The organism is Mesorhizobium denitrificans (genome assembly GCF_003403035.1).
Taxonomy (GTDB): Bacteria; Pseudomonadota; Alphaproteobacteria; order Rhizobiales; family Rhizobiaceae; genus Mesorhizobium_G; species Mesorhizobium_G denitrificans.
In genome coordinates, this window is sequence record NZ_QURN01000004.1 from 138,485 (window position 1) to 162,817 (window position 24,333).

26 protein-coding genes are annotated in these 24,333 nt (G+C 56.8%); 11 read left to right on the forward strand and 15 right to left on the reverse strand.

Going from position 1 to position 24,333, the window contains the following annotated elements; all coding sequences use genetic code 11:
* Window positions 1-9: 9 nt before the first annotated feature.
* Window positions 10-1,035: a DNA polymerase III subunit delta gene (holA, locus tag DY251_RS05750; protein WP_116622910.1), complete on the forward strand. Its 1,026-nt coding sequence runs from the start codon at window positions 10-12 to the stop codon at window positions 1,033-1,035.
* A 34-nt stretch (window positions 1,036-1,069) separates the two neighbouring features.
* Here the strand turns inward: holA and DY251_RS05755 are convergent, their stop codons facing one another.
* The 5 genes from DY251_RS05755 to mnmE all read right to left on the reverse strand — a co-directional run bounded on the left by DY251_RS05755 (window position 1,070) and on the right by mnmE (window position 6,671).
* Complete coding sequence (locus DY251_RS05755) at window positions 1,070-1,957, reverse strand: ParB/RepB/Spo0J family partition protein (RefSeq protein WP_116622911.1); 888 nt, start codon at window positions 1,955-1,957, stop codon at window positions 1,070-1,072.
* A 17-nt stretch (window positions 1,958-1,974) separates the two neighbouring features.
* The gene (locus DY251_RS05760; protein ID WP_116622912.1) at window positions 1,975-2,766 is read right to left on the reverse strand and encodes a ParA family protein; all 792 of its coding nucleotides are present in this window, start codon (window positions 2,764-2,766) and stop codon (window positions 1,975-1,977) included.
* A gap of 2 nt (window positions 2,767-2,768) precedes the next feature.
* A complete protein-coding gene (rsmG, locus tag DY251_RS05765) occupies window positions 2,769-3,413 on the reverse strand; it encodes a 16S rRNA (guanine(527)-N(7))-methyltransferase RsmG (protein WP_116622913.1) in 645 nt (214 codons plus the stop codon).
* Window positions 3,410-5,287: a tRNA uridine-5-carboxymethylaminomethyl(34) synthesis enzyme MnmG gene (mnmG, locus tag DY251_RS05770; RefSeq protein WP_116622914.1), complete on the reverse strand. Its 1,878-nt coding sequence runs from the start codon at window positions 5,285-5,287 to the stop codon at window positions 3,410-3,412. The genes rsmG and mnmG overlap by 4 nt, the downstream gene beginning before the upstream one ends.
* A gap of 85 nt (window positions 5,288-5,372) precedes the next feature.
* Complete coding sequence (mnmE, locus tag DY251_RS05775) at window positions 5,373-6,671, reverse strand: tRNA uridine-5-carboxymethylaminomethyl(34) synthesis GTPase MnmE (protein ID WP_116622915.1); 1,299 nt, start codon at window positions 6,669-6,671, stop codon at window positions 5,373-5,375.
* A 36-nt stretch (window positions 6,672-6,707) separates the two neighbouring features.
* Here mnmE and DY251_RS05780 point away from each other — a divergent pair, with 36 nt between their 5' ends.
* A complete protein-coding gene (locus tag DY251_RS05780) occupies window positions 6,708-8,735 on the forward strand; it encodes a thioredoxin domain-containing protein (RefSeq protein ID WP_116623130.1) in 2,028 nt (675 codons plus the stop codon).
* Window positions 8,736-8,755: 20 nt separating this feature from the next.
* Here DY251_RS05780 and rho read toward each other — a convergent pair whose 3' ends face one another.
* The 3 genes from rho to hemE form a co-directional block, all read right to left on the reverse strand.
* Entirely contained in the window at window positions 8,756-10,021 is a 1,266-nt protein-coding gene (gene rho, locus DY251_RS05785; protein ID WP_116622916.1) for a transcription termination factor Rho, read from the reverse strand.
* A gap of 165 nt (window positions 10,022-10,186) precedes the next feature.
* Window positions 10,187-10,720, reverse strand: a complete 534-nt coding sequence (gene hemJ / locus DY251_RS05790; protein ID WP_116622917.1) for a protoporphyrinogen oxidase HemJ — start codon at window positions 10,718-10,720, stop codon at window positions 10,187-10,189.
* Entirely contained in the window at window positions 10,717-11,754 is a 1,038-nt protein-coding gene (gene hemE / locus DY251_RS05795; protein WP_116622918.1) for a uroporphyrinogen decarboxylase, read from the reverse strand. Before hemE ends, hemJ begins: the two co-directional genes overlap by 4 nt.
* Before the next feature lie 374 nt (window positions 11,755-12,128).
* On the opposite strand from hemE, the gene DY251_RS05800 reads away from it, so the two are divergent.
* From DY251_RS05800 to dnaQ, 5 genes are all read left to right on the forward strand, one after another.
* Window positions 12,129-12,950 carry a pyruvate, water dikinase regulatory protein gene (locus DY251_RS05800; RefSeq protein WP_116622919.1) on the forward strand — a complete coding sequence of 274 codons (822 nt, stop codon included), beginning with the start codon at window positions 12,129-12,131 and terminating at the stop codon, window positions 12,948-12,950.
* Window positions 12,951-12,959: 9 nt separating this feature from the next.
* Complete coding sequence (locus DY251_RS05805) at window positions 12,960-13,559, forward strand: Maf-like protein (RefSeq protein WP_116622920.1); 600 nt, start codon at window positions 12,960-12,962, stop codon at window positions 13,557-13,559.
* Window positions 13,552-14,391, forward strand: a complete 840-nt coding sequence (locus DY251_RS05810) for a shikimate dehydrogenase (protein WP_116622921.1) — start codon at window positions 13,552-13,554, stop codon at window positions 14,389-14,391. Before DY251_RS05805 ends, DY251_RS05810 begins: the two co-directional genes overlap by 8 nt.
* Entirely contained in the window at window positions 14,391-14,978 is a 588-nt protein-coding gene (coaE, locus tag DY251_RS05815; RefSeq protein WP_116622922.1) for a dephospho-CoA kinase, read from the forward strand. The genes DY251_RS05810 and coaE overlap by 1 nt, the downstream gene beginning before the upstream one ends.
* 74 nt (window positions 14,979-15,052) lie before the next feature.
* Complete coding sequence (gene dnaQ, locus DY251_RS05820) at window positions 15,053-15,778, forward strand: DNA polymerase III subunit epsilon (protein ID WP_116622923.1); 726 nt, start codon at window positions 15,053-15,055, stop codon at window positions 15,776-15,778.
* Here dnaQ and secB read toward each other — a convergent pair whose 3' ends face one another.
* Window positions 15,779-16,318: a protein-export chaperone SecB gene (gene secB, locus DY251_RS05825; protein WP_116622924.1), complete on the reverse strand. Its 540-nt coding sequence runs from the start codon at window positions 16,316-16,318 to the stop codon at window positions 15,779-15,781.
* Between the two features lie 82 nt (window positions 16,319-16,400).
* Complete coding sequence (locus tag DY251_RS05830; protein WP_116622925.1) at window positions 16,401-16,886, reverse strand: FxsA family protein; 486 nt, start codon at window positions 16,884-16,886, stop codon at window positions 16,401-16,403.
* A gap of 168 nt (window positions 16,887-17,054) precedes the next feature.
* Between DY251_RS05830 and DY251_RS05835 the strand changes: the two genes are divergently transcribed.
* From DY251_RS05835 to DY251_RS05850, 4 genes are read left to right on the forward strand one after another with little or no spacing between them, the layout of a single operon-like run.
* Window positions 17,055-17,759 (forward strand): Tim44/TimA family putative adaptor protein, encoded by a 705-nt coding sequence (locus DY251_RS05835; RefSeq protein WP_116623131.1) that lies wholly within the window; start codon window positions 17,055-17,057, stop codon window positions 17,757-17,759.
* A gap of 17 nt (window positions 17,760-17,776) precedes the next feature.
* Complete coding sequence (mltA, locus tag DY251_RS05840; RefSeq protein WP_116622926.1) at window positions 17,777-18,883, forward strand: murein transglycosylase A; 1,107 nt, start codon at window positions 17,777-17,779, stop codon at window positions 18,881-18,883.
* Complete coding sequence (locus DY251_RS05845) at window positions 18,880-19,437, forward strand: Smr/MutS family protein (protein ID WP_116622927.1); 558 nt, start codon at window positions 18,880-18,882, stop codon at window positions 19,435-19,437. The genes mltA and DY251_RS05845 overlap by 4 nt, the downstream gene beginning before the upstream one ends.
* Window positions 19,434-19,808, forward strand: a complete 375-nt coding sequence (locus DY251_RS05850; RefSeq protein WP_116622928.1) for a helix-turn-helix domain-containing protein — start codon at window positions 19,434-19,436, stop codon at window positions 19,806-19,808. The genes DY251_RS05845 and DY251_RS05850 overlap by 4 nt, the downstream gene beginning before the upstream one ends.
* A gap of 31 nt (window positions 19,809-19,839) precedes the next feature.
* On the opposite strand, the gene DY251_RS05855 is transcribed toward DY251_RS05850, so the two are convergent.
* The 5 genes from DY251_RS05855 to DY251_RS05875 all read right to left on the reverse strand — a co-directional run bounded on the left by DY251_RS05855 (window position 19,840) and on the right by DY251_RS05875 (window position 24,332).
* Window positions 19,840-20,802, reverse strand: coding sequence for a DUF1402 family protein (locus DY251_RS05855; protein WP_116622929.1), 963 nt, complete (start codon window positions 20,800-20,802; stop codon window positions 19,840-19,842).
* A gap of 68 nt (window positions 20,803-20,870) precedes the next feature.
* Window positions 20,871-22,178 (reverse strand): ATP-dependent protease ATPase subunit HslU, encoded by a 1,308-nt coding sequence (gene hslU, locus DY251_RS05860; RefSeq protein ID WP_116622930.1) that lies wholly within the window; start codon window positions 22,176-22,178, stop codon window positions 20,871-20,873.
* 54 nt (window positions 22,179-22,232) lie between these two features.
* Window positions 22,233-22,742, reverse strand: a complete 510-nt coding sequence (locus DY251_RS05865) for a GNAT family N-acetyltransferase (RefSeq protein ID WP_116622931.1) — start codon at window positions 22,740-22,742, stop codon at window positions 22,233-22,235.
* Window positions 22,732-23,280 carry an ATP-dependent protease subunit HslV gene (hslV, locus tag DY251_RS05870; protein WP_116622932.1) on the reverse strand — a complete coding sequence of 183 codons (549 nt, stop codon included), beginning with the start codon at window positions 23,278-23,280 and terminating at the stop codon, window positions 22,732-22,734. The genes DY251_RS05865 and hslV overlap by 11 nt, the downstream gene beginning before the upstream one ends.
* 104 nt (window positions 23,281-23,384) lie before the next feature.
* Entirely contained in the window at window positions 23,385-24,332 is a 948-nt protein-coding gene (locus DY251_RS05875; protein ID WP_116622933.1) for a ring-cleaving dioxygenase, read from the reverse strand.
* Window position 24,333: the final 1 nt, after the last annotated feature.

A 24,333-nucleotide genomic window follows, 5' to 3' on the forward strand; every position in this document is an offset into this window, starting at 1 on the left:
CCCAGAGGCATGGCGCAGAAAAAGGCTCACGAAGTTGACGGGTGGCTGTCCCGACCCGACACTTCGAAATCGATCATCCTCTTTTACGGCCCTGATCACGGGCTGGTTTCGGAGCGGGCAAGCCGTTTCGTGAAACAAACCGGCCTGCCTCTCGACGATCCTTTCACCGTCGTGCGTCTCGACGCAACGGAGGCCGACGAAGGCGGTAAGCTCTCTTCCGAGGCGAACACAGTTTCGATGTTTGCCGAGAAGCGCCTTCTCTGGGTCCGCAACGCTCAAGCCCAGAAGGGTTTGGCCGACGAGATCAAGGCTCTCTGTGCGGCACCGCCCGAAGCCACCATCATCGTCGTTGAGGCCGGTGACCTGAAAAAAGGCGCGCCCCTGCGCTCCGCTGTCGAAACGTCCGATAGATCAATCGCACTGCCCTGCTATGCGGATGCCGAGCGTGACATCGACGCTCTGATCGACGAAATGCTGGGCCTGCCCATTTCGATGGAAGCGCGCACCGCGCTTCGCCGCAATCTTGGCGGTGACCGGCTCGCAACGCGCGCTGAGCTCGAAAAGCTCGCGCTGTATGCGCGGGGCAAAGACCGCATTGAGCTTACCGATATTCAGGAGCTTACCGGCGACGTCGCGGAGCTATCATTGGACGACGCCGTTGACGCGATCCTTGAGGGCAAGCTTGAAGTATTCGACCGACTATACCAGCGTTATGCGCGCTCTGGTTCGCCCGTGTTTCTGCTTGCAAACGCAATGATGCGTCAACTGCAGACGCTCCGCGTCCTTCGCGCTGAACTCGATTTGGGCAGGCGCAGCGCTTCCGAAATCATCGCAGGGGCCCGTCCACCCATATTTTTCAGCAGAAAGCGCACTGTCGAAAACGCCGTGCGCAAATGGGCATTGCCTTCCATCGACCGCGCTCTAGAGCGCCTTCAATATGCGATCTTGGAAACGCGCCGCCGCCCGGATCTTGCGCAAGCAATCGTCAATCGAGCTATGACAGCGTTAGCCGCCGAAGCTGCTCGCAGCCGATAATTATCCGGCTAATTTTACTAAATTTGCCGGCAATTTAATGTTGCAAACGCCTGCAAAGTGCGTCCAGTTGATCAAGGGTTTTATAGTGGATGCGCACTTCTCCGCCGCCGCCCTTCTCCTTGTGATTGATCGAGACGTTCAACCCGGAAACATCCGAAAGCAGCTTTTCCAGGGCGCGCGTATCCGGGTCTTTTTCGACCGGAACCCGCTGCTTGGCGACGGGAGCCTCGTTACGCTCCGATGCAGGCATTTGCGCCAGCGCTTCGGCCTGACGAACCGAAAGCCCCTCCTCGACAATGCGCTTCGCCAGCCAGGCAGGGTCTTCCGCCGTAACAAGAGTCCGGGCATGACCCGCCGAAAGCACGCCGTCCACCAGCATGTCGCGAATAACGTTCGGCAGTTTCAGCAGCCGCAGCGTGTTCGCCACATGGCTACGGCTCTTGCCGATTACCTGGCCGAGGTCAGCCTGCGTATATCCGTGCTCATCGATCAGCTGTTGATAACCAGCCGCTTCCTCGACTGGATTCAAGTCCGCGCGCTGCACGTTTTCGATGATCGCGAGTTCCAGCGCCGTGCGGTCATTCACCTCGCGCACGATCACCGGGATCGTCACCAGACCTGCTCGCTGCGAAGCCCGCCAGCGGCGCTCACCCGCGATAATCTCAAAGCGATCTGTGCCTTGAACCGGGCGCACGACAACCGGCTGCACAACACCATGTTCCCGAATCGACTGAGCCAGATCGACCAGATCATCTTCGCCAAATGACCGACGAGGATTTCGCGGATTCGGCGAAACCAGCTCGATTGGCACCGTGCCGTCAGCCCTCACCGCCGGCGTGGCGGGAGCCGATGGCTTATCCATTTCGCCGATAAGCGCTGCCAAGCCGCGCCCGAGGCGCTTTTTTGTCGGATCTTCATTCATAGTCAGAATTTCCTGTCTTACGCGGCCTTCAAACGCCGTTCACGGCGAATGACTTCGGATGCAAGCTGCAAATAAGCCTGACTCCCGGTTGATTTCAGATCGTACAAAATTGCTGGTTTGCCGTGCGATGGCGCTTCAGAAACCCGAACGTTGCGCGGGATAACGGTTTGATACACCGTATCGCCCATATTCGCCCGAACATCCTCAACCACTTGATTCGCAAGGTTATTTCGACCGTCGAACATCGTCATAACGATGCCCTGTATGGTTAGCGCCGGGTTAATGGACCCGCGCACCTGATCGACTGTCTGCAAAAGCTGGCTCAAGCCCTCAAGTGCGAAAAACTCACACTGCAAAGGTACCAAAACCGAATCTGCCGCCGCCATGGAGTTCAAGGTAAGCAAATTCAGCGACGGCGGGCAGTCGATCAATATATATGTATATGCATTCGGTGACTGATTCCTCAGCGCGTTCCGCAGCCGCAATACTCTGTCGGGCGCAGCCGCTATTTCCATCTCGAGGCCAAGCAAATCGAGCGTAGACGGCACGATAGATAGCCCCGGCACCGCCGTTTCGACCACTGCGTCCTCTAGCGACGAGTCGCCGGTCAAGACATCGTATGACGACCGCTCGCGATCACGCCGATCGACACCAAGGCCGGTGCTGGCATTGCCCTGCGGGTCAATATCAACGATCAAAACGCGCTCACCAATTGCGGCAAGGGCTGTTGCAAGGTTGATAGCGGTCGTCGTCTTGCCGACCCCGCCTTTCTGATTTGCAACAGTGATTATTCTAGTTCCGCCACTCATTTTTATCTTCCAGCACCGATACGTGCTACATTCGAAATCTCAAGGACAACGCTTTCCGCATCAATCCGACTGGGGTGTTTTATCAAATCAAACCGCCACTTGGCAGAACTTTCTTCGATTTCTCGTTCATAATCCCGACCTTTGTGAAAAAGACCCTTGGCACCGGCAGCAAACCACGGCTCGGCAAGTGCAAAAAGCATATCCAGAGACGCGAGAGCGCGCGCAGTAATCACTTGCGGAGCAGGGGACGCAGAAACCGCTATTTCTATGCGTTCAGGCACAATTTTTGCCGGCAAACGCAGCATTCCGGTGACATTTTGCAGGAAAGCCGTCTTCTTACGGTTGCTTTCGACCATGCGAATCGCACCATTCGGCCGTGCTTTCAGCAATATCCCGAGAACCAATCCGGGAAATCCTCCGCCAGACCCAAGATCGGCAACCGAATCAACGTCGCGGAGCAGGGGCCACAATTGTGCACTATCGAGAATGTGGCGCGACCACGACTCTGAAACAGTGGACGGGGCCACGAGATTGATGCGCGCATTCCACCGATGGAGCATTCCATCGAGCTCCACCAGTGAATCGAATGTTTCACGTGAAACGTCGCCCGCGATTTCGCGCAGTTCATCAAACTTGGAAAGGCTCAAGCCGCACCCCGAATGGCATCTTTTTCGTGCTGCCTGATGCGCATCAATAGAATTGCGAGCGCAGCCGGGGTCATCCCATCTATGCGCTTTGCCTCGCCTATTGTCGCTGGGCGACGCTGAACAAGCTTTTGCTGCAGCTCCCGCGATAATCCAGGCAAATCAGCGAAGTTCATGTTCACCGGAACTGCCCGCTCTTCTTCTTTTCGAAGTTCAACAACATCCGCCGCCTGCCTACCGAGATACACCGCATAGCGCGCCTCAGTCTTGATGGCCTCTATTGCACGCGCAGAGAATTCACGAATCTCCGGCCAAACAGCGGCGAGTTGGACTTCATCCACCTCTGGATAAGACAGCAACTGGAATCCTGTTCGGCGTGCACCATCAAGATTCACAACAATTCCAATTCCCCGCGCTTCATTGGGAGAAAGAGAAACCCTGTTTAAGAACGCTCGCGTCTCGGTCTTCTCCGCCTCCAGCGCTTCGAACGCCTTCTGCCTATTTGATGACGCGAGCCCCAGATCAATCGCCATTGGAGTCAAACGTTCATCCGCATTATCCGCACGCAACGAAAGCCTGAATTCCGCGCGAGAGGTAAACATCCGATACGGCTCACTAATTCCACGCGACGTCAAATCATCCAACATTACACCAATATAGGATTCCGTCCGACTGAATCGAACGCCGCCCTGACCTCCAGCTTTTCGCGCTGCATTCAGGCCAGCCACGAGCCCCTGCGCCGCCGCTTCTTCGTAGCCAGTCGTGCCGTTGATTTGGCCCGCAAGAAACAATCCCGCGATCCGTCGTGTCTCAAGCGTTGCCCATAGTTCGCGCGGATCGACATGATCATACTCAATCGCATAGCCAGGTTGCAGCACCCGTGCATGCTCAAGCCCCGGAATTGTTTTGATAAATTCGTGCTGAACCTCTTCCGGCAAGGAGGTCGAGATACCATTGGGGTAGACCGTATCGTCGTCCAGGCCTTCTGGCTCCAGGAATATCTGATGCCCGTCACGGTCGCCGAACTTGACGATCTTATCCTCGACAGACGGGCAGTATCTCGGTCCAACACCTTCAATTGACCCGGAATACATCGCCGAACGATACAAATTTGCTCGAATAATGCGGTGGGTTTCAGGCCGCGTGCGCGTGACCCCGCAATCAATCTGTGGGTTTGTTATCGCATTCGTCAGCAATGAAAACGGCTGCAGTTCATCGTCTGCCGCTTGCTTGTCCAAGCTCGCCCAGTCAATTGTCTTTCCGTCAAGCCGAGCAGGGGTCCCTGTTTTCAACCGGCCCAACGCAAATCCGAATTTCGTCAGCGTTTCCGAAAGACCCATCGACGGCTTCTCGTTCATGCGCCCGGCCGGGATCTTCCGCTCGCCGATATGGATCAAGCCCCGCAGAAATGTGCCCGTCGTTAGCACGACCGCGCCACACGCAATTCGGCCCACACTCGCTACAAGTGCTGCAACACGGCCGTCTTGAATCTCTAGATCCAGCGCCTCGCCAGCAACGACATCCAAATTTCTCTGTTCTTCGATCGCCGCCTGCATAGCCAGACGATAAAGCTTTCTGTCCGCTTGTGTACGCGGCCCACGCACAGCAGGGCCTTTGCGGCGATTCAGCATTCGGAACTGAATGCCTCCCGCATCGGCCACTCTGCCCATCAGACCATCGAGCGCATCAATTTCGCGGACGAGATGGCCCTTGCCGAGGCCGCCGATTGCCGGATTGCAGGACATTACCCCGATTGTGGCCGGGTCAAGGGTAAGAAGAATCGTGCGCGCGCCAGCCCGCGCGGAAGCACTCGCGGCTTCACAGCCCGCGTGCCCACCACCCACGACAACGACATCACATGCTATGGAATTGCTCATTGCTGGCCGCTTACATACTGACTCTGGGGAGTCAAGTGTTTCACGTGAAACCAACCGGTTTTTCACTGGCCGTGTTTCACGTGAATCATTTTCCGATACAGAAGCGGGAGAATATCACATCCAAAATATCCTCGACATCTACCTGGCCGGTAATCCTTCCGATTTGATCCGCAGCCAACCGGAGCGCTTCCGCCTGCAGCTCAACCTGCCCGCCAAATCCTCCTATTGCATCGCGCAACAACACATGCGCACGCGTGAGGTATTCCATGTGTCTGCTTCGTGCTGGAAGAATGTCGCTTACATCCCCGACAGCTCCCCGCGCGCGGCTCTCAATCTCGTCAAGCAGGGATGCGATACCTTCTCCCGAACGTGTCGAAATCCGCATTCCGTCAAACTTTACAGAACCCGCCAGATCGCTCTTTGATCCAACAAGCAGCGCGCCGCTCATTGCGCCGCCCACGTCAGCCAACGTTAGGTCGTGCAGTTGGATAACCAAATCGGCCTGTTCAGCGCGTGCCTTCGCTCGCTCAATACCAATCGCTTCGACCTTGCCCGTTGCATCCCGCAAGCCCGCCGTATCCGTCAGGCGCACCCTAATGCCACCCAGATCCAGCGACACTTCGATCAAATCCCGAGTTGTGCCCGCCTCATCGGAAACAATCGCGACTTCGCGCTGAGCGAGTGCATTCAAGAGGCTAGACTTTCCCGCATTCGGCGGGCCAACAATAACGACATCAAATCCGCTCCGAAGAATTTCTCCGCGTTTAAATCCAGCAATATGCTTCCCGACGTCAGCCGCCAGTTGCTCAAGGTCGCACTTGATCGTATCGCTGACAGATCCCGGCACATCCTCTTGATCGGAAAAGTCGAGTTCAGCCTCCAGCATCGCGCGCGCGCAGATCAGCCGTGTGCGCCAACCCTCATACAAGGTGCGCTGACCCCCGACACTGCTCACCATGGCAAAGCGGCGTTGCGCTTCCGTCTCTGCATCGATCAGGTCCGCCAACCCTTCCGCCTCTGTCAGATCGATCTTGCCATTAAGAAACGCGCGCTTCGTAAATTCTCCCTGTTCGGCAGAGCGCAATCCCGGAATGCTTGCCAGTTCTTCAAGTATCCGCGCCACTACCGCGCGGCTGCCGTGCAAATTTAGCTCAGCAACGTCATCGCCGGTAAACGTCGCAGGTCCGGGGAAGTAAACCGCCAACCCTCGATCGATAATCGCACTGTCTTTGCCTTTCATGTCGCAGAAGGTCATAACACGCGGTTTTGGCAGCTTCCCAACCAATTCGACGAGCACATCTCGAACCTGAGGCCCGGAAATTCGTACAACCGCGATGCCGGCAGGCAGGGGGCCGCTCGATAGCGCAAATATGGTGTCGGTCATTGCGGCGCCATGCTCCGCGCCTTAGGCTGCATCGTCATGAAAAACTCAAATGATTCACAAGCACGAAATCTGCTTTCCGAAGAAACCAGCCCGTACCTATTGCAGCACGCGGCGAACCCTGTCCACTGGCGACCGTGGGGAGAAGCCGCTTTAGCGGAGGCCAAATCACGCGACTGCCCGATATTGCTGTCTGTGGGATACGCGGCCTGCCATTGGTGCCACGTGATGGCCCATGAATCATTTGAAGACCCTACCACCGCCGACATAATGAACGCACTTTACGTAAACGTCAAAGCCGATCGTGAGGAAAGACCAGACGTTGATCAAATCTATATGGCCGCGCTATCGGCCATGGGTGAGCAGGGCGGCTGGCCATTAACGATGTTTTTGACACCCGAAGGCGAGCCATTCTGGGGTGGCACCTATTTCCCCAAGACGCCTCAATATGGGCGACCGAGCTTCGTGCAAATTCTCAATTCCATCGCCCACGCCTGGAAAGCAAAGCGAGCCGACATTGCCCGAGGCGCGCAAACACTCACCACTCACATCGAATCACGCTTGGCGCGGCCGGGTTCAAACACGAACGAAACCCCAAATCTTCTCGCACAGCTCGCCAGCGCGATCCTACCCATGACCGACGACGAAAAAGGCGGCTTGCGTGGCGCACCGAAGTTTCCAAACGCCCCGTTTCTCGCCGTGCTTTGGCAGCAATGGCTTATGTCAGGTGAGATACAGCCTCGCGACGCTGTCTTGCTCAGCCTGCGCAAAATGCTGGCCGGCGGCATTTACGATCATATCGGCGGTGGTCTCGCGCGCTACTCCACCGATGCGGATTGGTTGATCCCACATTTCGAAAAAATGCTTTACGACAACGCACTGCTGCTCCGCCTGGCGAACTGGGCCTATGCCGAAACTGGAGAAGATTTGTTTCGGCAGCGAATCGAACAGACCATTGATTGGCTGGGTCGTGAGATGCGAACAGCGAACGGCTTCGCGTCGAGCCTGGATGCCGATAGCGATGGTGAAGAGGGCGTCTATTACACCTGGACCAAGAGCCAGCTTAGCGCTGCTCTCGGCGACACCATGGTCCAGTTCTCGCGCTTCTTTTCACTCGGCACGGTGGCTCACTGGGAGGGCGACCCTGTTATCTTCCAAACCGAAGTACAGATCGCCGCGTCTGAAGCATCGTCAGAAGTCGCAGAAACCGTCAGAGCAACCTTGCTCGCACACCGTGAAGCGAACCGCAACAAGCCTGGCCGAGACGACAAGGTGCTCACCGATTGGAACGGCCTCGCCATCCAGGGCCTTGCCGAGGCCGGCCGCTCATTGGAACGCGCCGATTGGGTAAAACTTGCGGAAGACGTTTTCGCCAGCATCGTCGCCACCGCTGATGATAGCGGTCGCCTTCCGCACTCCGTGCGCAATGAAAAGCGGCTCTATCCAGCATTTTCCAGCGACTACGCTGCGATGATAAACGCCGCAATCTCGCTTCATGAGGCGACCGGTTCATCTACCTATCTGAAACATGCCGAAAACCTGCGGGTAACACTCGACAAGTGGCACATTGACGAAACGGGCAACGGCTACTTCTTCACTGCATCTGATGCGGCCGATGTGATTATTCGTCCGCGGGGAGATGTGGACGAAGCCATTCCTTCTGCTAATGGGCAAATCATCGAAGCGCTTGCACGTTTGGCTTCCGCGAGCGGAAACTTTGATCTGGCGCAGCAAGCTATTGCTGTTGCCGAGCACGCCGTTGCGCGTATTCGTGACCAGCAATATGGTCAGGCGGGAATTATTGCAGCTGCGTCGATTGCGAGAAATCCAATCAAGCTGGCAATCATCGGCAATGAACCTCAACTCATTACGGTAGCGAATCGAAATCCCAATCCCTACCGGGTCGATGTGATGCATAATGCCGACGAAATTGCGCTTCAGCTAACTGCGCAAATCGTTGTGTCACCGGAAAAACCGGGAGCTTGGCTGTGTTTCAACCAGACCTGCCTGCCGGTGATAACCGATACAGATGAGTTGGAGCGCGCGCTCAAGCGCACTCCAGCCTGAATTACGTATTCCCCACGTAATTACGTATTCATCGAGTCGAAGAAATCGGCGTTCGTTTTTGTCTGCTTGAGCTTGTCGATAAGGAACTCGATAGCGTCCGTGGTCCCCATCGGCGCGAGGATGCGGCGCAACACAAAGATCTTCTGCAGATCCTGCTTCGGCACCAGCAAATCTTCCTTACGCGTACCGGACTTGAGAATGTCCATCGCCGGATAGATGCGCTTGTCGGCAACCTTGCGGTCGAGCACGATTTCAGAGTTGCCGGTACCTTTGAACTCTTCAAAGATCACTTCGTCCATGCGGCTACCCGTATCGATCAACGCCGTCGCGATAATGGTGAGCGAGCCACCTTCTTCAATGTTGCGCGCCGCACCGAAGAAACGCTTCGGCCTTTGCAGTGCGTTTGCGTCAACACCGCCGGTCAACACCTTGCCCGATGACGGAACAACGGTGTTGTAGGCGCGACCGAGACGCGTGATCGAGTCCAGCAGGATCACGACATCGCGGCCATGTTCGACAAGGCGCTTGGCCTTTTCGATCACCATTTCCGCAACCTGAACGTGGCGCGCGGCAGGCTCGTCAAACGTAGACGAAACAACCTCGCCCTTCACGGAGCGCTGCATATCGGTGACTTCCTCGGGCCGCTCATCGATCAGCAACACAATGAGATAGCATTCCGGATGATTGGTCGTGATGGAATGCGCAATGTTCTGCAGCAAAACGGTTTTGCCCGTGCGCGGCTGCGCTACGATAAGCGCGCGCTGACCTTTTCCGAGCGGTGCAACCAGATCAATGACGCGCGGCGAAATATCTTTGCCGGTCGGAACCGCCATTTCCATCTTGAGACGTTCGGTCGGATAGAGCGGCGTCAGATTGTCGAAATGAATCTTGTGACGGATTTTTTCCGGGTCATCGAAGTTGATCGTGTTGACCTTAAGAAGGGCGAAATAGCGCTCTCCCTCTTTCGGGCTGCGAATTGGTCCTTCCACCGTGTCACCGGTCTTCAGCGAGAACCGGCGGATCTGGGAAGGAGAAATATAAATATCATCCGGACCGGGTAGGTAGTTGGCGTTTGCCGAGCGGAGGAAGCCGAAGCCGTCCTGCAACACTTCAACAACGCCATCACCGATGATCTCGATGTCCTGCGCGGCGAGTTTCTTGAGAATCGCGAACATCAGCTCCTGCTTGCGCATCACGCTGGCGTTCTCGACTTCAAGCGATTCCGCGAAGGCGATCAGATCGGTCGGCTTCTTGTTTTTGAATTCTTGGAGTTTCATTTCCTGCATTAGATTTAGACTCTGGGTATGTAAGGGGGAGATGCCGGCGGGTGCTATGAATGCCGAACGCGACCGATCTTCAAAAAAATCGAAATGTCGCCACACGGGAAGGAAGAATTTCTTCTTACGCCTGCTTGCAGCAAAGAGCAAGAGCCGCACATAGGCGGCAATGCATCAAAATGGCTTCACGATAACGAGAATGACGATAATGATCATCAACACCGTGGGCACTTCGTTGACGATGCGCCAATGGCGAGCCGACTTGGTATTTTCATCATTGGCAAAGCGCCGAACAGCAACAGACAGATAGCCATGCACGCCTGACAAAACAAGGACCGCTGCAATCTTCGCATGCAGCCAGCCGCCCATAAAGCCAAAGCCTTTCCAGGCCAGCCAAAGGCCAAACATCCACGAAACGATCATTGAGGGGTTGATGATGCCGCGCATCAAGCGCCGCTCCATCACCTTGAACGTTTCAGATTGAACCGAGCCTTTTGCGGCGTCGACATGATAGACGAACAGGCGCGGCAGATAGAGCATTCCCGCCATCCACGAGATCACCGCGATAACATGGATTGCCTTCGCCCAGTTATAAAATCCGTCACCGGCTACGAGGAAGAGCAGGGCGGTTCCGATAACAAGCACCGCAATCGAGATTACCATTCGCTTATAGGCAATGCTCGGTGTCATTACAGGTTGAAGGCTCATCGTGGCCAGCTCCTCACTTGTTTGAGCATCGCTTCGACATGAGAAATAGGTGTCTCCGGCGTAATGCCATGACCGAGATTGAATACCAACGGTCCACTGCCAAGATTCTGCAAAATGGCATCCACGCCTTTTTCCAGCGCTTCGCCACCGGCCACAAGTCGCATCGGGTCGAGATTGCCCTGCACGGCGCCAATCTTTTGAAGCTCACGCGCCTGCGACAGCGGAACAGTCCAGTCGAGGCCAAGCGCAGTCGCGCCGGTTGCTTCTCGGTAGTTGGAGTAGCGACTGCCGGCACCGCGCGGAAACGCGATGATCGGCACTTCTGGATAGACCTCTGCGACGCGCCGTACGATTTCCGCCACCGGCTGCACGCATAGCTGCTCAAAGCTTTCCTGGTCCAGCACGCCAGCCCATGAATCGAATATCTGGATAACATCGGCCCCGGCCTCGATCTGGCGTATGAGATATTCGGCGGACTTCTTCGCCAGCAGATCAAGCAGCGCTTTCATTTCCTTTGGGTGGCTATAAGCAAATTTACGCGCGGGTGCCTGGTCGCTCGTTCCATGCCCGGCGATCATATAGGTCGCAACCGTCCACGGCGCACCACAGAAGCCGATCAGCGTCGTCTCGGCGGGCAGTTCCTTGCGCAGCCGCCGCACCGTCTCGTAGACCGGCGAAAGATTCACGTGAAACTTATCCGTTTCTATCGTGGCAATCTCTGCAGCCTGAATTGGCGTCATCAATGGTCCACGACCTTCCTCAAAGCGAAGATCGCGCCCCAACGCATGTGGCACCACGAGAATGTCGGAGAAGAGGATAGAGGCGTCGAACCCGAAGCGGCGTATTGGCTGAAGCGTTACTTCAACGGCAAAATCCGGATTGTAGCAGAGGTCGAGGAAGCTTCCTGCCTTTGTGCGCGTTGCGCGATATTCGGGCAGATAGCGGCCTGCTTGGCGCATCATCCAGATAGGCGGAGTGCCTTCCGCCTTACCCTTCAATACCTGAACAACACGTCGTTCGACGGAAGGATTCATAAATAATCAATCTTTATAGAAAAGAGTCTTTTGATTCTTTGACTCTGTTGGAATCGGGAATGAGCCATTTTTCACAAAGGCCCACCCGAGAGCCAGATTGCATAGTGTCGCGGAATTTTTGACAGCTGCCTGTTAATTCCGTGAACCATTTTGATTTCGGGAATAAAAGTAAACACTTACTTAATTCCATAATCCGGGCGGATTCGCCAGATTTGCTGGCCGTCAAAATCATCCACGCATTCCTCCACAGGCCGGAGAGTCTCCATTTGCTGGTGTGAATTGTGGACAAGTGGCGTTCTGATACAGTCGCTCCGAACCGGACCGGGTTTCTCTACAGCCTTGTCCACACTTACCCACAGGGCTGGGAATAGCGTGTGAATAGATCGCAAAATTTCTTCCATCTTCACCTCATTTCAGACGCGACGGGGGAGACCTTGCTTGCTGCAGGTCGCGCTGCGTCCGCACAATATAAAGAGGCGCGGGCGATTGAGCACATCTATCCGCTCATTCGAACCGAAAAGCAGCTCACCAAGGTCTTTGAAGACATCGAGGATGAGCCGGGCATTGTCCTTTACACCGTGGTCGATCAGGCACTCAGCCGCCGCATCGACGAGCACTGCGCGGGCATGGGCCTGCCATGTGTGTCGGTGTTGGAGCCGGTGCTGGCGGTATTCCAGACCTTCCTTGGTGCGCCGGCTGGTCGTCGGGTAGGGGCGCAACACGCACTCGATGCGGATTATTTCAAACGCATCGACGCTCTCAATTTCACGATGGAGCATGATGACGGCCAGCTTCAGCATGACCTTGATGATGCCGACATCGTGCTGATCGGCATTTCGCGCACGTCGAAAACACCCACCAGCATCTATCTCGCCAACCGCGGTATCAAGACCGCCAACATCCCGATTGTGCTTGGCGTGCCGCTACCGCAAAGTCTGTTCGATGCGGAAAATCCGCTCATTGTCGGTCTGGTCGCTACTGCCGAGCGCATATCTCATGTCCGCCAGAATCGCCTGCTTGGCTCGACTTCGGGCTTTGATCCGAACGCTTATGCCGACCGTGCGCATATTTCTGAGGAACTTGCGTATGCCCGTCAGCTTTGTACTCGACATGGTTGGCCGATGATCGATGTCAGCCGCAGATCCATTGAAGAGACGGCCGCGGCCATCGTTGCCTTGCGGCGTAAGAATAGATAGGCCACGCCCATGACAGAAAAATTGATCCTCGCATCCGGCAGCCAATACCGGAAAGCGCTTCTTGAAAATGCAGGCATCGACATGGAAGCGGTGCCGGCGCATGTCGATGAGCGCGCCGTCGAAGCCACTCTCGAAGGTTCCGGCCTCACGCCGGATGACGTCGCTGTCGTGCTTGCCGAAGCCAAGGCGGATGAGGTGAGCGGTCGTAAGCGCGGCGCATTGGTGCTGGGTTGCGACCAGACATTGTCGCTCGGTGAAGATGTGCTGCACAAGCCCGCAGACATGGAGGCCGCGCGCCGCCAATTGCTGCGCATGTCCGGCAAGACGCATAGCCTGAACAGCGCGCTGGTTCTCATGCGGGATGGCGAAGCGCTTTGGCGGCATGTGTCGGTCGCCAACCTGACGATGCGCGACCTGTCGCCAACCTTCATCGGTCGATACCTCGCGGCGGTTGGCGATAAGGCGCTGACCAGCGTCGGCGCGTATCAGATAGAGGGCAGGGGCATTCAGCTCTTCGAAAAAATCGACGGCGACTATTTCACCATTGTCGGGCTTCCGCTCCTGCCGCTGCTCGCAGAGCTTCGTCGCATGGGCGCTATAGATGGTTGAGAATATTCGCCGCGCATTCGTTTGCGGCCATCCCATTGCGCATTCCCGCTCGCCGATAATCCACAATTACTGGCTGCAGCAACACGGCCTGGCCGGCAGCTATGAGGCCGTCGATGTCGCCCCCGCTGATTTCGATGCCTTCGCCAGCAGCCTCAGCCGGCGTGGCTTTGTCGGCGGCAATGTCACGATCCCCCACAAGGAAGCGGCGTTTCGGTTGGTCGCGCGCCGCGAACCCGCCGCCGAACAGATCGGCGCGGTCAATACGCTTTGGCTGGAAGACGGCCAACTGTGCGGTACCAATACCGACGCCTACGGTTTCGCAGCAAATCTCGACGCCTTCGCTCCCGGCTGGAGCGATGTCCGCGTCGCAGTGGTGCTCGGCGCAGGCGGTGCTGCCCGCGCCATCATCCACGCGCTGAAAGAGCGCGGCATAACCGACATTCGCATCCTGAACCGCACCACCGCGCGCGCCCATGAACTCGCCGACACGTTCGGCGAAAACGTCTCCGCGCATGATCTCCAAGGCGTTGATGAACTCGTTTCCGACGCCGGTTTGGTGGTCAACACGACTGCGCTTGGCATGGATGGCGATTCCGGCCTTCCGGCCAATCCGGAATACATGCCCGATACGGCGCTCGTGACCGACATCGTATACGTCCCGCTCGAAACGCCATTTCTGGCTGCGGCCCGGGAGCGCGGTTTGCGAACCGTGGACGGGCTCGGCATGTTGCTGCATCAGGCGGTGCCCGGTTTCGAGCGCTGGTTTGGCGTTCGCCCCACGGTCACGGATGAGTTGCGCCAGCGCGTGCTTGCCAGCATGGACGCGCATTGATGATCGTCCTCGGCCTCACCGGCTCAATCGGCATGGGTAAGTCAACCACCGCGAAAATGTTCGAGGAGGCTGGCGTGCCGGTTCACGACTCCGACGAAGCGGTGCATCGCCTTTATCGCGGCAAGGCCACTCCTCTCATTGAGGAAGCCTTTCCTGGCTCGACCCATAACGGCGTAGTGGACCGCAATCTGCTCGGCCAAAAGGTTCTCGGCAATCCTGAAGCGCTCAAGCTGCTTGAGGCAATTATTCACCCGCTCGTTCGCGCCGATGCCGACGCGTTTCTTGAGCATCACCGAAAGCTGGGCGCCCCCATCGCAGTTCTGGACATTCCGCTTTTGTTTGAAACCGGCGGCCGCAACCGGGTGGACAAGGTTGTTGTCGTCACAGCCGCGCCCGAAATTCAGCGCCAGCGCGTTCTGGACCGTCCTGGCATGACCGAGGAAAAGTTTCGCACCATCCTGGCCAAGCAGATGCCGGATGACGAAAAGCGCGCCCGCGCTGATTTTATCATCGATACCGGCAAGGGTTTGGACGCCGCCAGATCAGCCGTAGCCGTTATAATTGATGCGTTGTCCCGCGCCGAATAGGCGAAATTGTCCATCGGGGGATTCCCTCGGGAATCCAAACGGACTACGATTCACGTGAAACAAGCGGCGACTTCATGCGTGAAATAATATTCGATACCGAGACCACCGGCCTCGATTTCAAGCTCGACAGAGTGATTGAGATCGGCGCGATCGAGTTGGTCAATCGCTTTCCCAGCGGGCGGGTATTCCACGAATACATCCACCCGGAAAACCGTGATATCCATCCAGACGCTTTGGCCGTCCACGGCATTTCTATGGAGTCGCTTGTCGGCAAGCCGGTCTTTTCCGGCATCGCAGATCGCTTCATGGAATTTATCGACGGCGCAAAGCTGGTCGCCCACAATGCCACCTTCGATATGAACTTCATCAATGCCGAGTTCGAGCGCTTGGGCGTTGCGGCAGTCGATGCTTCGCTTGTGGTCGATACACTTGTGCTCGCCCGCCGCAAGCACCCGATGGGGCCGAATTCGCTCGACGCCCTTTGCCGTCGATACAGCATCGACAACAGCCGCCGCACCAAGCACGGCGCGTTGCTCGACTCTGAACTGCTGGCTGAAGTCTATGTGGAACTGATTGGCGGCAAGCAGGCCGCCATGCTTCTGGATTCGCCGATTGGCGGATTTGGCGGGCGTGGTTCGTCGCGAGATGCGCCTATCGTCATTCGCTCGCGTCCAGTACCTCTGCCTCCGCGCATATCCCCGGAAGAGAGCGAGGCCCACAACCGTCTGGTCGCAGGCCTCGGAGAAAATTCGATCTGGTCAAAATTCGCTGCCGGACCCGAAGCTCCGGCAGAAGAATAATCAGTTCGGCGCCTGCACCTGAGCGCGGGCCTGATCCTCAGCGATACGCTGCTGGAACATCTGCACGAAATCGATCGGGTCGAGCATCAGCGGCGGGAAGCCGCCATTGCGCGTCGCGTCGGCAATGATCTGGCGAGCGAACGGGAACAGCAGGCGCGGGCACTCGATGAAGAGAATCGGCAGCATGTGTTCCTGCGGGAAATTCTCAACGTGGAACACGCCGCCGTAAAGCATCTCGACATTGAACAGAATGTCGTTGTCGATCTGAGCCTTTGCGTTCAGCGAAAGCAGAACGTCGAACTCCGTATCAGAAAGCGGGTTCGCATTGACGTTCACGCCGATGCTGATGTTCGGAGCCTTGTCGCGCGCGCGCAGGGACTTGGGCGCGCCGGGGCTTTCGAAAGAAAGATCCTTCAAATACTGCGCCAGCACATTCAGAACAGGCGGCTTGCCGTTCCCGATAGTGGAGGCGTCAGCCGGTCCAGTGTTGGCCGTTTCACTTGCTGGACTTTTGTCCTTGGTCTTTTTTTCAGCAGCCATATGCCACCCATCCTCGCTAAATATGGCCCTTGGGCCCAGAAAAGTTGTGGTGAGCTACCACGCTGCTTAGATGGACACAAGTTTATACGTCTGGCCGGTCAATTCGCCGCCAGGGCGAGTTTGGGTCCGGGTTCGACGTGTAATCCTCTTCGTCCAGATCGATGGTCTTCGCGCCCTGTTGGCGTCCACCAAAACCGCGCGTAACGACCACAGATGAAAAATCGACATTGCGGCTGAGATACTTCCAGGCAAGGTCGCGGATCGGCGGAATAAACAAGGCCAATCCGATTATGTCGCTGACAAATCCCGGCACCAGAAGCAAAACCCCGGCCAGCAAGATCATCACGCCGTGCGCCAACTCCCGACCGGGATTTCGCCCTGCTTCCATCTCGGTTCGAATGCGCGCCAATACCCCGAATCCCTGAAACCGCATCAGGGCCGCACCCAGAACGCCCATTGCAATCACCAGCGCAATGGTTGCCAACACGCCAACCTGCTTGCCGACGATTACAAAGCCCGCAATTTCAAGCAGGGGCCATAAGAGAAGGAATATCGCTGGAAATCTCACGCACGAAGCCTCAAAATTGGAACAATCTGCCCGCGATCAGTCATAAGGCGAGCCACTTTGTCTACATAGGGACAATATTGCTTGATTTGAATGATGTGATCATGCGTTCTATATGCGATGGGAATTCGCGCATTTGCGCGCACTGACCATAACGAGGATATGAGTAGCGTGGAATTCCTGGACTTTGGCACGATTATATTCATGGTCGCCGCGGTAGTGATCTTCTACCAGCTGCGCAGCGTGCTGGGTCGCCGCACGGGAAATGAGCGCCCACCCTTCGATCCGTATTCACGCCCGACCACAAATGGCGCGCCTGACCCCGCCAAGCCGGAAAACGTGGTTTCGCTGCAGCGCAAGCGCGCGCCCGGCGAGCCTGAAATCGCTTATCTGGCAATCGATTCGATGGCTAAGCCCGGCACGGACCTGAACAAGGGGCTGCGCGCGATCCGCGATGCCGATCCATCATTCGATCCGAAAGCTTTCCTTGAAGGCGCGAAAATGGCCTATGAGATGATTGTCTCGGCCTTCGCGGCTGGCGACCGAAAGACCCTGAAAAATCTTCTTTCCAAGGAAGTTTTTGACGGCTTCGTAGCCGCCATCAACGAGCGCGAAAGCAAGTCGGAGCAAATCCAGTCGTCTTTCGTCGGCATTGATAAGGCCGATTATGTCTCTGCAGAGTTGAAGGGCACAGAAGCTCACGTCACACTGCGGCTGGTCAGCGAGTTGATTTCCGCCACACGGGACAAGACCGGTGCGGTCATCAATGGCGATCCTGAAACCGTGGCAGAAGTCAAAGACGTCTGGACTTTCGCGCGAGATACCCGCTCCAAGGATCCGAACTGGAAGCTGGTCGCTACCGAAGAGGAAGAATAACTCTGGGGCAAGCGGCAATGCCTTGTCCGGCGGGTTTTCTCCCTTTCAGCTTTGACGATATCCCCAATTGGCGGTTCGATGATGCTTCAACTGCCTATCTGGCTTTTCGGCGGTCGGCCGAACATGCAGCCTATAAGCCCTACAAAACGGGTGCGTTGGGCGTAGCGTTCGATGCCTTTCGCGCTGCCTATGACGAGGCATTGCGCAATCCCGTTCTGGACCGCGAGCAAGCGCGCCTGTTCTTTGAACGCCATTTCGTTCCCGCCCTTGTTCTGTCCGAAAACGGAGAACGCACCGGTCTGGTCACTGGCTTCTATGAGCCGGAGGTCGAGGCTTCGCCAATCCGCACTGAGCACTTCAAAGTGCCGTTGCTGTCGCGCCCAGCCGATCTTGTCGATGTAGACGAATCAAATCGCCCCGCCGCCATGGACCCTTATCTGGCATTCGCACGAAAAACCGATTCTGGGCTTGTCGAATATTTTGATCGATCCGCCATCGATCAGGGCGTGCTTTCCGGTCAAGCGCTGGAAATCGCATGGCTGGCCGATCCCGTTGACGCCTATTTCGTGCATGTGCAGGGCGCTGCGCGTTTGCTTATGCCGGGCGGCGAGGTTCGGCGCGTCACCTATGCTGCGAAATCCGGCCAACGCTTCACCGGTGCCGGCAAGGTGCTGGTCGAGCTTGGGGAAATTCCGCTGGCAGACGTAACCATGCAATCCATACGTGCATGGTTCAAAGCCAATCCGCATCGCGTGAACGAAATTCTCTGGCGAAACCGTTCCTATATTTTCTTCCGGAATGCACCGGTCGACAATCCTGGCCTCGGTCCCGTCGCTGCCGCCAAGGTTCCTTTGACGCCGGGGCGGTCCGTCGCGGTGGATCGTCTGCTGCATACGTTCGGAACGCCCTTCTTCATCGAATCGCCAAGTCTCACCGCTTTTGATGGCAAACCCTTCGCCCGCTTGATGATTGCTCAGGACACCGGCTCCGCAATTGTCGGACCTGCCCGCGGCGATCTGTTTGCCGGTTCTGGTTTTGCCGCTGGCGAGATTGCCGGCGTGGTGCGAAATCAGGCGACATTCTATGCCTTGCTGCCGCGTTCGCTGGCTGGAGGCTCGCAATGAGCCGAAGCCGCTCCAAAGATTTGACTGAGGAAGACCGGATTCTTTGGGATTTGGTGGCCCGATCCGTCACACCTGCGACAACGCCCAAACGGTCGCCAAAGCCGGATTTGGCTCAGGTTTCACCTGAAAAGAAGCCAGCCGCCCCCTCAAAACCTGAGCGCACCAAGCCCATCAATCTGCCGAGCTATCAGGCTCCATCACCTGCGCCGCATACGCCTCGCGGTCATATGGATGCGCAGACCATCGACAAGCTGGCGCGAGGTCGCCTGGCTCTGGAAGCGCGTGTTGACCTTCATGGAATGCGACAGGACGAAGCCTATAGCCTGTTGCTCTCATTCGTTGCTCGTGCCCATGCGCGCGGCGTTCGTTATGTGCTTGTCATCACCGGAAAGGGCTTGTCTTCTGGTGGTGATGGCGTTTTGAAGCGATCCGTTCCGGGCTGGCTGGCTACCGCGCCTTTCCGGCAATATGTTTCTGCCCATGATGGTGCTGCCCGTGGCCATGGCGGAACGGGTGCGTTGTATGTTCGGCTCAAGAGGGTACGTGCCCAATGACTCCGTTCGGTGTCAGATTGCGCGAACTTCGCGAAGAGAAAGGCGTCTCGCAAAAAGAGATGGCTGAGGCTATCGGCGTTTCGGCCGCCTATCTCTCCGCGCTCGAACATGGAAGGCGCGGAAAGCCAAGCTGGCCGATGCTTCAGAAGATCCTCGGATACTTCAATGTGATCTGGGATGAGGCGGAAGAGTTGAGCAGTCTCGCCAACGCGTCAGACCCTCGCGTGATCGTCGATACGTCCGGTCTGTCACCTCAGGCGACCGAGTTCGCGAACCTCATCGCGGAGCGGATTCGGCTGCTTGATACGGCGAAACTGAGCGACTTTATCGCGCAACTTCGGAATTATACGGCCGTAAAAACCGAAAAATGATCCATTTTGCGCTGAGAAATGGCGTCTATTCTCAGAAAAGTGCGCGCAATTCGGGCAATTTCTCGTTCACAAGCCACCCATAATAGTTCTCTTCGGGCAATTTTTCGGGCTCCCCAGCCGCCTTGCGCTTCTCATTTTCGTTGCGCAACGCTGCCGCCCTCGCCTCGGGATTTCCGAGGTTGTAGAGTGTAGCCGTTACCCCTGGATTCTGCGAAATGTCGAAGTCTGCAATCGAGCGATACGCATCGATTGATTTCTTCAAGGTCGCCGCCACGTAAGGTATTGATTTATCGGGATCCATGATCGTTTCATAGACGCCGTTCGGGTCTGCGGCATCAAGCTTGGGAAAGCCTGAAACGCGGCTGACAAGATCGCTCATTTGCAGCGCGGTAAGCGGATTCAACTGACCCAGCCCAAACGTCTGCCCGGCGTAAAAAGGCTGGAAGAAAACGGCGCTGAACCTGTTGTTGGGATAGCTTCGCCCATCAACCGTCTGGCCGCGAAACTCGCGATTCCATACCTGCTCGCGGCAGGTCCAAAGCGAATAACTATCTGATTTTCCTGCGCAAACCGAAAATTGAGGGCGCTGGATAAAATCGTCTACGTCCTCGCCCTTATAGGCAAATTCGAGGCTATTGCCGAGATATGCGATTGCCTTGACGTAGTAGGTCTGCAGCCGGTCATAGGCATCCACATTGTACGTATGCTCGCCGACGATTGCTCCGACGATGTGCATCGGGTCGATCCCATAAGCCGCTGCTGCCTGCTTGATCTTGGATCGCAGCTTGGCGTCATTGGCCAAGAGGTTGTAAACCTTCTGGTATTTCCCTTCAAAGCTGCCCTTTGAAGCCTTGGTGCGCTTGATCGAAGCGCCCGGAACGGCGGGCTGTTCCTCATTGCGATTGCCCGGTGGCACCACCGTCAATGCATATGCCAATGGCGCTTGCGCAAGTGTGAAGGCCGCAAGCAGCCCTGCGAGAAGGGTTCGTTTCATAGGTTTGTAAGTAACCGGGAAGGCGGCGAAAGTCACCACTCGCCGCCGATAATGATTTTGGGCCGTTTCTAGAGAATAAACCGCGAAAGGTCGGTATTCTTTGCGAGCGAGCCGACATGCTTGTTCACGTAATCCGCGTCAATCGTCACACTCGTTCCCGAACGGTCCGGCGCATCGTACGAAATGTCATCAAGCACCCGTTCCATGACCGTCTGCAAACGCCGTGCGCCGATGTTTTCGACGGATGCATTCAGGTCAACCGCAATGCCCGCAAGGGAGTCGATTGCATCGTCCGTGAAGTCGAGCGTCACGCCTTCGGTCTTCATCAGCGCGATGTATTGCTTGATGAGGCTGGCCTCGGTTTCGGTCAGAATCCGCCGGAAATCGTCCTTTTCGAGCGCGCGCAATTCAACGCGGATGGGCAAACGACCCTGCAGTTCCGGCAGCAGGTCCGACGGCTTTGAAACATGGAAGGCGCCCGATGCAATGAACAAGATGTGGTCGGTTTTCACCGGCCCATACTTGGTCGCAACGGTCGTTCCTTCCACCAAAGGCAGCAGATCGCGCTGCACACCTTCCCGCGACGGACCTCCGGAAATGTCGCTGCGCGCCGCGATCTTGTCGATCTCGTCAAGGAAGACGATGCCGTCATTTTCCGCAGAGATCAGCGCCTGACGGATAACCTCGTCCTGATCCAGCAGCTTGTCCGACTCGTCATTTATCAGCAGGTCGTAGGATTGCTTGACGGTGGTCTTGATGGTCTTTGACCGCTTGCCGCCCATCGCCTTCTGCATCATGTCGGACAGGTTGATCATGCCCACGCCACCCGGCATTCCCGGTACTTCGAATCCGGGCATACCGCCGGTGCCGGTATCGGCAATCTCGACTTCGATTTCCTTGTCGTCCAGCTCGCCGTCCCGCAATTTCTTGCGGAAAGAATCGCGGGTAGCAGGGCTGGCGGTCTTGCCGACCAGCGCCTCCAGAACGCGTTCTTCGGCATTGATATGCGCGCGCGCCTTCACATCTTCGCGCATTTTGTCGCGCACCAGGCCGATTGAGATTTCCACCAGATCGCGAACGATCTGCTCGACATCGCGGCCGACATAACCGACCTCGGTGAATTTGGTTGCCTCGACTTTGACGAACGGCGCACCCGCCAGCTTGGCGAGACGGCGGGAAATCTCGGTCTTGCCGACGCCGGTCGGTCCGATCATCAGAATGTTTTTCGGCATGACCTCTTCGCGCATCTGGCCTTCGAGTTGCTGGCGCCGCCAGCGATTGCGCAGCGCGATTGCGACGGCGCGCTTCGCGTCCTTTTGGCCGATGATGAAACGGTCGAGTTCCGAAACAATTTCACGGGGAGAAAAACTGCTCATGGTATCCTCAATGAATTCAATGCTCCTGGTAGAGAGCGTGATTGCTGTGTGGCTTCAGTCCGCAGGCGCATCCAATGCCATCAGCACGGCCTCGCCGTAGATTGACGCGATGCGATATAGCTCGCGAAAACCTGCTTTTTCATAGGCGCGAATCGCCCGCGCATTGTCCGGATGCGGGTCAATGATGACGCGCGGACAGCCTTCCTCGAAAAGCTGCTCGGCGAACTGGCTGACGATTGCTGAGCCGTGGCCCACGCCGATCAGTTCCGGCTCGCCTATGGAAATATCGAGGCCGAGGGTCCCAAAGGGCTGATCCTGATATGGGTGGCCTTCTTCGAGATGCGGATCGTAGCATTGCAGATAGGCAATGGGCTTGCCTTTCAATTCTACGATCAGTGGCTCGGTTTCGACCGAATCCATCGCCTCGCGGATTTCCTCAATCGCTTCGTCTGCATCGTCCCACCATTCCACATTGTGGGGCTGTGCGAGCCAGTCGTGCAGAAGCGGCAGGTCGTCTTCTTCAACGTCGCGAAAGACGTAGGTCTGCTTTGCGCTATTCGGCATCGAGCGTCTCGACCACGATGTTGTGGTTCGTGTAGACGCAGATGTCAGCCGCGATCTGCATCGCCTTGCGAGCAATTGCTTCGGCGTCGATATCGGTATCCATCAGCGCGCGAGCTGCGGAAAGTGCATAGTTTCCGCCCGAACCGATGGCCATGACGCCATGTTCCGGCTCCAGCACATCGCCGGTTCCGGTAAGCGCTAAAGTGACACTCTTGTCGGCAACCAGCATCATGGCTTCCAGCCGTCGTAAATAGCGGTCGGTGCGCCAATCCTTGGCCAGCTCGACACAGGCGCGCGTTAGCTGATCTGGATATTGTTCAAGCTTGGCTTCGAGACGCTCAAGCAGCGTGAAGGCATCGGCGGTCGCACCGGCAAAACCGGCGATAACATTACCTTTGCCGAGACGGCGGACCTTACGGGCGTTGCCCTTCATTATGGTCTGGCCGAGGCTTACCTGCCCATCGCCAGCAATCACAACCTTATTACCCTTGCGCACGGTCACGATTGTCGTGGCGTGCATACTCTGTTCATTCGACATACGCTTCTCCGATGGCGCGCGGCCCTGAAAAGCAGCCGCGCGGTACGAGTTGATGCAGCGTTATGTAGGCTGCGGCGGCGCGAATGCAAACCGCCAATCAACCATCAGCCCAAAGGCTTCAGATTGGCCTCGATTTCCTTGCGCCGTGGCTCGAGGAATGGAGGCAAGGCAAGGCTCTCGCCAAGGTTCGCCAGCGGTTCGTCCACTGCAAAGCCGGGTCCATCGGTTGCGATTTCGAACAAATTGCCGCCCGGCTCACGGAAATAGAGCGAGCGGAAATAATAGCGTTCAACCTCGCCGGAGTTGGGAATGCGCAGCTCCTGCAGCCGATTCGCCCATTCGTTGATGGCTTTTACGTCCGGCGTGCGGAATGCAACGTGATGAACGCCGCCAGCGCCCTGCCGGGAGACAGGGAGGTCTGGCTGAACCGCCACATGAAGCTCCGACGCCAGTCCCTCGCCATTCATTTTATAGACGTGCACGATGCCACTGCCGTCTGGCGATGGATATTCGCGTACCTCCTTCATGCCGAGAACCTGCGTAAGCACGAGATCTGTCGCATATTTGTCCGGTATCGAAATGGTCACAGGGCCAAGTCCCTTGATCTGGTTCAAAGCTGGAACGTCGGTGCCAGACCACGGATGGGCTGGTGCATCGCCGCCATCGTCAACCAGACGGAAGCGCTGGCCTTCCGGGTCTTCGAAATTCAAACTGGCGCGGCCATCGATTTCCAGAACATCGGATGTCTTGACGCCGGCTGCTGACAGCCGATCACGCCAATAGTTCAGGCTCTGCTGCCCGGAAACACGCAAACCAGTCAGGCTGATCGAATGTGTTCCGCGCTTTTCACGACCAACGGGCCAATCGAAAAAGGTTATATCGGTTCCCGGCGTGGCGACCGCATCGGCGTAAAAGAGATGGTACGCGCTGGTGTCGTCCTGATTGACGGTTTTCTTGACCAGTCGCAGGCCCAGCGTTTCCGTATAGAATCGCTTGTTGCCGGGCGCGTCCGCAGTAATTGCGGTGAGATGGTGGAGGCCTTCGAGTTGCATG

Bases quoted from the DNA above. Each gene is read 5' to 3' on its own strand.
- holA (WP_116622910.1), top strand. From the start codon at position 10: ATGGCGCAGAAAAAGGCTCACGAAGTTGACGGGTGGCTGTCCCGACCC.
- DY251_RS05755 (WP_116622911.1), bottom strand. From the start codon at position 1,957: ATGAATGAAGATCCGACAAAAAAGCGCCTCGGGCGCGGCTTGGCAGCG.
- DY251_RS05760 (WP_116622912.1), bottom strand. From the start codon at position 2,766: ATGAGTGGCGGAACTAGAATAATCACTGTTGCAAATCAGAAAGGCGGG.
- mnmG (WP_116622914.1), bottom strand. From the start codon at position 5,287: ATGAGCAATTCCATAGCATGTGATGTCGTTGTCGTGGGTGGTGGGCAC.
- mnmE (WP_116622915.1), bottom strand. From the start codon at position 6,671: ATGACCGACACCATATTTGCGCTATCGAGCGGCCCCCTGCCTGCCGGC.
- DY251_RS05780 (WP_116623130.1), top strand. From the start codon at position 6,708: ATGAAAAACTCAAATGATTCACAAGCACGAAATCTGCTTTCCGAAGAA.
- rho (WP_116622916.1), bottom strand. From the start codon at position 10,021: ATGCAGGAAATGAAACTCCAAGAATTCAAAAACAAGAAGCCGACCGAT.
- hemJ (WP_116622917.1), bottom strand. From the start codon at position 10,720: ATGAGCCTTCAACCTGTAATGACACCGAGCATTGCCTATAAGCGAATG.
- hemE (WP_116622918.1), bottom strand. From the start codon at position 11,754: ATGAATCCTTCCGTCGAACGACGTGTTGTTCAGGTATTGAAGGGTAAG.
- DY251_RS05805 (WP_116622920.1), top strand. From the start codon at position 12,960: ATGACAGAAAAATTGATCCTCGCATCCGGCAGCCAATACCGGAAAGCG.
- DY251_RS05810 (WP_116622921.1), top strand. From the start codon at position 13,552: ATGGTTGAGAATATTCGCCGCGCATTCGTTTGCGGCCATCCCATTGCG.
- coaE (WP_116622922.1), top strand. From the start codon at position 14,391: ATGATCGTCCTCGGCCTCACCGGCTCAATCGGCATGGGTAAGTCAACC.
- dnaQ (WP_116622923.1), top strand. From the start codon at position 15,053: ATGCGTGAAATAATATTCGATACCGAGACCACCGGCCTCGATTTCAAG.
- secB (WP_116622924.1), bottom strand. From the start codon at position 16,318: ATGGCTGCTGAAAAAAAGACCAAGGACAAAAGTCCAGCAAGTGAAACG.
- mltA (WP_116622926.1), top strand. From the start codon at position 17,777: ATGCCTTGTCCGGCGGGTTTTCTCCCTTTCAGCTTTGACGATATCCCC.
- DY251_RS05845 (WP_116622927.1), top strand. From the start codon at position 18,880: ATGAGCCGAAGCCGCTCCAAAGATTTGACTGAGGAAGACCGGATTCTT.
- DY251_RS05850 (WP_116622928.1), top strand. From the start codon at position 19,434: ATGACTCCGTTCGGTGTCAGATTGCGCGAACTTCGCGAAGAGAAAGGC.
- DY251_RS05855 (WP_116622929.1), bottom strand. From the start codon at position 20,802: ATGAAACGAACCCTTCTCGCAGGGCTGCTTGCGGCCTTCACACTTGCG.
- hslU (WP_116622930.1), bottom strand. From the start codon at position 22,178: ATGAGCAGTTTTTCTCCCCGTGAAATTGTTTCGGAACTCGACCGTTTC.
- DY251_RS05865 (WP_116622931.1), bottom strand. From the start codon at position 22,742: ATGCCGAATAGCGCAAAGCAGACCTACGTCTTTCGCGACGTTGAAGAA.
- hslV (WP_116622932.1), bottom strand. From the start codon at position 23,280: ATGTCGAATGAACAGAGTATGCACGCCACGACAATCGTGACCGTGCGC.
- DY251_RS05875 (WP_116622933.1), bottom strand. From the start codon at position 24,332: ATGCAACTCGAAGGCCTCCACCATCTCACCGCAATTACTGCGGACGCG.